The 6,712-nt window shown below is 48.8% G+C and carries 8 protein-coding genes; 1 reads left to right on the top strand and 7 read right to left on the bottom strand.

The window, feature by feature from the left end; genetic code table 11:
* The first annotated feature begins 153 nt into the window (after positions 1-153).
* Positions 154-606 carry an SgcJ/EcaC family oxidoreductase gene (locus NNO02_RS22120; protein ID WP_271442675.1) on the top strand — a complete coding sequence of 151 codons (453 nt, stop codon included), beginning with the start codon at positions 154-156 and terminating at the stop codon, positions 604-606.
* Positions 607-672: 66 nt separating this feature from the next.
* Here the strand turns inward: NNO02_RS22120 and NNO02_RS22115 are convergent, their stop codons facing one another.
* The 7 genes from NNO02_RS22115 to pspF all read right to left on the bottom strand — a co-directional run bounded on the left by NNO02_RS22115 (position 673) and on the right by pspF (position 6,657).
* A complete protein-coding gene (locus NNO02_RS22115) occupies positions 673-1,317 on the bottom strand; it encodes a quinolone resistance pentapeptide repeat protein QnrB98 (protein ID WP_149691965.1) in 645 nt (214 codons plus the stop codon).
* A gap of 75 nt (positions 1,318-1,392) precedes the next feature.
* Entirely contained in the window at positions 1,393-2,034 is a 642-nt protein-coding gene (locus NNO02_RS22110) for a helix-turn-helix transcriptional regulator (RefSeq protein ID WP_271442673.1), read from the bottom strand.
* Between the two features lie 126 nt (positions 2,035-2,160).
* Positions 2,161-3,129: a threo-3-hydroxy-L-aspartate ammonia-lyase gene (locus NNO02_RS22105; RefSeq protein WP_271442672.1), complete on the bottom strand. Its 969-nt coding sequence runs from the start codon at positions 3,127-3,129 to the stop codon at positions 2,161-2,163.
* A gap of 26 nt (positions 3,130-3,155) precedes the next feature.
* A complete protein-coding gene (locus NNO02_RS22100; RefSeq protein ID WP_271455756.1) occupies positions 3,156-3,551 on the bottom strand; it encodes a RidA family protein in 396 nt (131 codons plus the stop codon).
* A 375-nt stretch (positions 3,552-3,926) separates the two neighbouring features.
* Positions 3,927-4,499 carry a TetR/AcrR family transcriptional regulator gene (locus tag NNO02_RS22095; RefSeq protein WP_271455755.1) on the bottom strand — a complete coding sequence of 191 codons (573 nt, stop codon included), beginning with the start codon at positions 4,497-4,499 and terminating at the stop codon, positions 3,927-3,929.
* A gap of 85 nt (positions 4,500-4,584) precedes the next feature.
* On the bottom strand, positions 4,585-5,448 hold the full coding sequence (locus NNO02_RS22090; protein WP_271442669.1) for an arginase family protein: 864 nt from the start codon (positions 5,446-5,448) through the stop codon (positions 4,585-4,587).
* A gap of 219 nt (positions 5,449-5,667) precedes the next feature.
* On the bottom strand, positions 5,668-6,657 hold the full coding sequence (pspF, locus tag NNO02_RS22085) for a phage shock protein operon transcriptional activator (RefSeq protein ID WP_271442668.1): 990 nt from the start codon (positions 6,655-6,657) through the stop codon (positions 5,668-5,670).
* Positions 6,658-6,712 lie beyond the last annotated feature (55 nt).

Here is a 6,712-nt window from a genome sequence, read left to right as displayed (position 1 = left end):
ATTTCATCATATTACTTACCCATCTTTTTCTGGCGTCTTTATTTTCTACACCCGGCGTATGTTAATGGTTTCTATTGGTTATTACAGGTGAGTTGACTATCCGGTTATCAATGACCTTCTCGCGGCCATCTAACCATTAATGGAATGATTACTATGAAGAAATTACTTGGTATTGCTGTTTCACTGATCCTTTTATCGGGCCCCGTTTTTGCGACTCCGGCTCCAGAGTGTGTGAAGGTGGACAAAGCACAAATCGAAGCGCTATTCGACAAGTGGAATGAATCACTGAAAACGGGTAATGCGAAGACGGTCTCCGAAAATTATCTTAGTGATGCCGTATTACTTCCCACAGTATCGAATAAAGCCCGTTTAACAGATGCTGAACGTGAGGATTATTTTGAACATTTCCTGGCGAAGAAACCTACCGGGAAAATTGACAGTCGAACTATTCGCCTTGGCTGTAATAAGGCGATTGATGCTGGTACTTATACCTTCACCTTCGCAGATAAATCGACCGTTTCGGCCCGTTATACGTTTACTTACGCGTGGGATGGGAAGGCGTGGAAAATTTCCACCCACCATTCTTCAGCAATGCCTGAAGGGTAACAGAACAGATACACAGGGGCGGGGATTCACCGCTCCCTGGTGTATTGCGGGCTTGCTTAGCCAGGGCTAACCGATAATGGCAATCCCAAGTCGTTCCATGATTAAAGAGGCCTGGTAGCTATCTATCTTAACACCTTGTAAATCGACGCCCCGAACATCTAAATCACCCAGTTCAGAATTGGTCAGATCGCAATGCGTGAAGTTCGCAGCTCGCCAGTCGAACGATGTAAACTCACCACCAGAGAGATCGGAACCGCTAAATGTTGCGCCGAGTATCTGCGTGCCAATCCAGCGGTTTTCCCACAGCTCACACTTTTCTAACACGACTTTTGAAAAATTGGCGTAGCTCAGGTTGGTGTTGGTGATATATGCGCTGCAGAACCAGGTGCGCGTGGTTATCATATTCATAAAACTTGCGCCGCGAAAATCCGCACCTTGAGCGCGGCATCCACGGATTTCAACACCCAAAGCGCTGACATTCCTGAAGTCTGCCATTGATAAATCACAGCTTTTAAAGATGGCATCCTTCAGGATGGCCCGGCTGAAATGACACCCTTTTTGGCTCTCACGGTCGTAAAACTGACAACCGATAAATTCAGTGCCACTAAGGTCGGTGCCAGAAAAGTCGCAGTTAAAAAACGTGCTGTTTTCAATTTTCGCCCCGGTAAAGCGGTTCCTGTCAATTTTTTCGCCTACTAACGCTAGAGTCATAATGCTAATCCTGTTTTTTTATACAGTATTTGCATCATGGTAAACTGATTACCGTCCTCGCGTCAAACGGCCAACTTATTCGCCGATAGCGTTAGCCTGACGGGCGTACAGGTAGGCGGTTGCTCTGGACACGCCCAGATGCTGCGCTACCGTATCCATGGATTTACGTACGTTCAGTAAACCTTCTTTACGCAATTGTTGAATCAGTACCTTTCTGTCTTCTGTCTTCAGCGCTCGCGCCGTTGTTGCACGTTTAGCCGCAAAGTCATCAATACGCTGGCGAATCACTTCATTACTGCCAGGATCGAGGTGTTCGCTGACAGGTGAGCATTCGGTTTCAGTAAACCGTGCCAGTGCACTCTGCATCCCACGAAATAGCGTCATATCAACATTCAGGCAAAGCGCCGCGACGTATTTGCCTTGTTCGTCCTTGATGCCGATAGAGGTACTTTTTACCGGGCGACCATCCGCAAACTGATTGCTGTAGTTGGCAACGATGTTGGGAAAATCAGCTGATTCGATCCGCGCCAGCCCAAGCTCTGTTGCGGGCTGACCCGGTTTGCGACCGGACAGATTATTGTGTATGGACAAGATCGCATGCTCAGGGTTCTTGAGGTCATGAACCACAACCTCGCAAAACGGAGAGAAGGTGTCGCTCAGTCCTTTGGCGATAATATCAATTTGATTGAGTAGCGAGTTATCGTCGGTTTTTGGCATGCCAGTCTCCTGCAGTGATGCCTGTTGCCATTATGGCGGCCAGTTTACAGCGTCCTGGGGCTTCTTTTCCAGACTGGAACAGGCGCATAGCGATAAGGTATCCGCACCGCAGATACCTTAATGAGATTACCCGGCAAGGAAATCACTGTAGCGGCTGATATCAACATTGCCACCACTGATGATAATGCCGATTTTCTTTCCTCTAAGGTCCGCTTTTCGCGCTCTTGCGGCGGCAAAACCAAGGCAGCCCGTTGGCTCCACGACCATTTTCATTCGCTCCGCGATAAATTTCATTGCGGCAATTAATTCATCATCTGAAACCGTCAGAATATCGTTAACATGCTTCTGGATCAGTGGAAAGGTATGCTGTCCAAGATGTTGGGTTTGCGCGCCATCAGCAATGGTTTTCGGCGTATCGATATGCACAATTTTGCCACTGCGAAACGACTGTTGACCGTCGTTGCCTGCCTCAGGCTCTACACCATAGATAAGACAATCAGGGGACAAGTGTCGCGCGGCCAGTGCGGAACCCGATAGAAGACCGCCACCGCCCAGACAAACAAAAAGGGCATCCAGAGCACCAACTTCTTCAATCAGTTCTTTCGTTGCGGTACCCTGGCCTGCAATAACGTGCGGGTGATCGTAAGGTGGGATCAGCGTCAGTCCTTGTTTTTCTGCCAGATCCCGGCCAATTTTTTCACGATCTTCAGTGTAACGGTCGTACATCACGACATGTCCGCCATATCCTTTCGTGGCAGCAACTTTAGCGGCTGGCGCGTCGTGCGGCATGATAATTGTCGCCGGAATACCCAGCAATTTTGCGGACAGGGCGATTGCCTGAGCATGGTTTCCGGATGAAAAAGCCACGACGCCGGCTGCTCGCTGCTGTGGCGTAAACTGGCGCAGAGCATTCATCGCGCCGCGAAACTTAAATGCTCCCATCCGCTGGAAGTTTTCGCATTTGAAGAAAACATCAGCGCCAAACTCTTCATTCACCGTTCGTGATGTCATAACCGGTGTCTTGTTAGCATAACCTGCGATGCGCTCAGCGGCCGCGGCAACATCGTGGTAATCAGGTAGTGTCATTTCAGTCATTGTTGTTCACCTGTAGCAGTTAAAAGTCACACTTGTTGTGCTAACGCAATGGCTTCAATTTCTACGGCAAAGCCATAATGAAGCTCTGCAACGCCAGCGACAGCACGGGCTGGACGGGAATCACCGACCCATTCGCCGTAGATCCGGTTAAACGTCGGCCACTGGTTAATGTCCGTGACATAGACGCGTACCGATACCAGTTGCTGGCGAGAAACGCCGGCCCCCGCCAGACAAGCATCAACATTTTGTAGAGCCAGTCTGGTCTGTTCTTCAAAAGAAGCATCCGCTTTTCTTTCGCCATTAGTCGTGACAGGTAGCTGTCCGGAAATGAAAACGAATCCCCCGGCAGTCACACTATGTGAGTAATGGCCTGCTGGTGGGAAGCTATCCGTCGTGGTGTTCAGGGTAATATTGGTGGGCATGGTTTAATCTCCAGCTTAAGTAATAATGATTCATTTAGTATAAAATAATACTATTTGTATTATTTTATACACCATCGTCATCCATGCTTCCAGTCTCTTTTTCCGCGACGCTGTCTCTGTAAACGGCGTAAAACGTTCGGCATATCAGCTGAGATATTTGTATGGCATTACGGTGTGTGGCTGTAAGAGCGGATAGAAATGATGAGATCGCAGAAATGTTTTTTTTGCTTTTACGCGTGGTCGGGATCTCAGGTGCAACTCATCATCAACTGTATAAATTGATACGTTATGTATTGATTATGTTGATGTCCGCAATACCCACTTCTGGCGCGAAGTGGGCAGGGGAAAGATCAGAAAGCAGGCGAGGGAAATATTTTATTTGAGCAACTTTGACATTAAATCAGGGAACGCAGGTACATCTGTGGCCAATGAGAACGCAGGGTTAATAGCCTTACGGGCAATCAGCCCGTCAATAAATGCAAACAGAATGATGGTGATCGCTTCCGGGTCAATATCCCGACGAAACTCTCCTGCGGCGATACCTTGCGCAATTATTCCCGCAATGCTTTGCCGCATGATGTTATCACTGGCGATAAACGCTTCCCTGAGCTCCGGGTTGCGTGCCGATTCGGCCATGATTTCTACCCAAAGGTGGTGCGTGACAGGGTAACCGACATCGCTTATGCAAGTAACGACCTGCTTGCAAAGACGATCAAAAAACGATCCGCCACAGGGCTCATTATGGGCAGCCAGGGCAGTGTTTTGCTCTTCCAGAACGATTGCCCGTATAAGCTCATCCTTACTTTTGAAGTAAGTATACATAGCCCCCTGACTGATACCTGCACGCGTGGAAATTTCGCGCACGCTGGTAGCACTGAATCCCTTCTCAGCAAAACAGGCTGCGGCAGCGGTAATAAGCTTATGGTAGGTTTCAGTATTCTTTAGCATATCGACCTTTATCTTTGAATCTATGGTGAAACTTTACCGCGCTTTAAGGCCTGGAACCAGCGATGAGATTTATCGATATCTTGCGTTACTTCATGAGAGGTAATGCACTGAGCATATTCTTGAGGTTTACCATATCCCACGGCAGATGTTCAGCAATGGTAAGCCCGACGGCCTCCGCGTGTACGGTGGCAAGATTAACCAGTTTAAGCACCTCTTCAATAGTCAGTTTACCTTCGGCCACATCGCCAAAATCATGTTCACCTCTGCCTGGTTGGGCGAACAAAACAGAACGGAAAAGTGACGGGTCCAGAACATCCAGATCAATATGAATCGCCAGATATTCGATGTGCTCGCGGGCAATCCACGCCATAACCTCGTTGGCACCGTTTTTGACATCATCAGGGCCAGTCGTCGCAATACTGTGATGGGTCAGATAGTCGCTTTCGTATATCAGTGGATTGTGAATGCCGGCAATCATAATTTTTGACGCAGAAACCTTGTGCGTGACGTGGGCTACTAAATCTTTATCGCCCGTGCCGATCAGCGCGCCAAGAACATGGGCATGCGCATTTGGATACTGTTCAGCCGTCTGCACGTCGGGGTGAGAGTCGATCCAAAGCACGCCCAGCTTATCACCGTATTTATGCAGCAGATGCGCGAAGGGCACCAAAGAAACCAGGCAGTCACCACCTAATACGACAATTGCGTCGGGATCGTGTTTTTCAATACGCGTCGCGGCATCGCTCAACTGTTTAAGAATCTGTGGCTTACCAGTAATGCCATCTATTACAACCAGCGGCTCGCTTTCTGGTAAAGCAACGGGAACATCCTCGACGGGGCCTTTCGCTTCGGGCGAGAGAAAAGACAAGAGAAGTGATCCGAGGTGATAGGGGGGATTGTTGCCTCCCTGCCACTGGGGGAAGGAAAGTCGAAGCGTTTTTTTTGCCATAATTTACCTGCTGTTAGTTTCTAAGGAGGAACGCCAAGGCGTATCCGTGTTGGTCGTCTTGTGAATACGCAATGAATGAACGTTCATTCATTATGAAGGCGGTATAAAGATTATGCAAGAATGATGATAGGCGGGACGGGAATCGTTAAACGGTACTATTTTCATGTGCGTTGTGGAGGGCTTTGCACATGAAGGCGCTTAACGGTCGGTAATGCATCACTAAATCTGGTGTTTTTTAAGCAACGCGCGCAGCTGATGGTACGTCAGTCCAAGCAGTTCGGCGGCCTTTTTCTGGTTGAATTTTGCCTGTTGTAAGCTGGTTTGCAGAAACGTCTTTTCTTGCTGTTGCTGGAATGCGCGGAGATCCAGCGGTAACGTTGCCACTGTAGAGTGGGTTTCCTGCTGCTGAACGTCTGTGGTGTGGCGCTTAAACGGATCTATCACTACCTCGTCCAGTGGATATTCGCTGGTACCATGTCGATATACCGAGCGTTCAACAACGTTTTTCAATTCACGGATATTGCCCGGCCAACGATAGTGGAGAAGTGTTTCTCTGGCTTGTGCGCTAAAACCGGGAAACAGCGGCAATCCAATCTCGCGGCACATTTGAATCGCAAAATGTTCGGCCATCAACATGATGTCGCTTTTACGCTCCCGTAAAGGTGGAAGTTGCACGACATCAAAGGCCAGTCTATCCAACAGGTCTGCGCGGAAAGTACCTTCGCTGACCATTCTCGGTAAGTCGGCATTGGTAGCACAGACAAGTCGTACGTTAACCTGCAGCGGCTGGCTACCGCCTACGCGCTCGAGTTCTCCATACTCAATAACGCGCAGTAATTTCTCCTGTACCAGCATCGGTGCGGTTGCCAGTTCATCAAGAAAAAGTGTGCCACCGTCGGCGCGCTCGAAGCGACCCGGATGGCGTTTTTGCGCCCCGGTAAAAGCGCCAGCTTCGTGGCCGAAGAGTTCGGAATCGAGTAAATTTTCGTTGAGCGCCGCACAATTAAGAGAAATAAACGGTCCTTGCCAGCGCGTGGAAAGGTAGTGCAGACGGTTGGCGATTAACTCTTTTCCCGTGCCACGCTCACCGATAACCAGCACGGGTTTTTCCAGGGGAGCCAGATGGGAGACTTGTTCCAGCACTTCAATGAAGCTGTTTGCTTCTCCCAGAAGAGTATCTTTGTATCCTGCCATGATGAAATTCACCATTTGTTAGTGTTATTCACCAATTTACCCTAATTATCTCATCAGGTAAAATTAGATA

This window comes from Citrobacter sp. Awk 2 (assembly GCF_028069815.1).
In the GTDB taxonomy this organism is placed as follows: domain Bacteria; phylum Pseudomonadota; class Gammaproteobacteria; order Enterobacterales; family Enterobacteriaceae; genus Citrobacter.
Note: the sequence above shows the minus strand (reverse complement) of the source record. Positions and strands in the feature narration are given on the sequence as shown.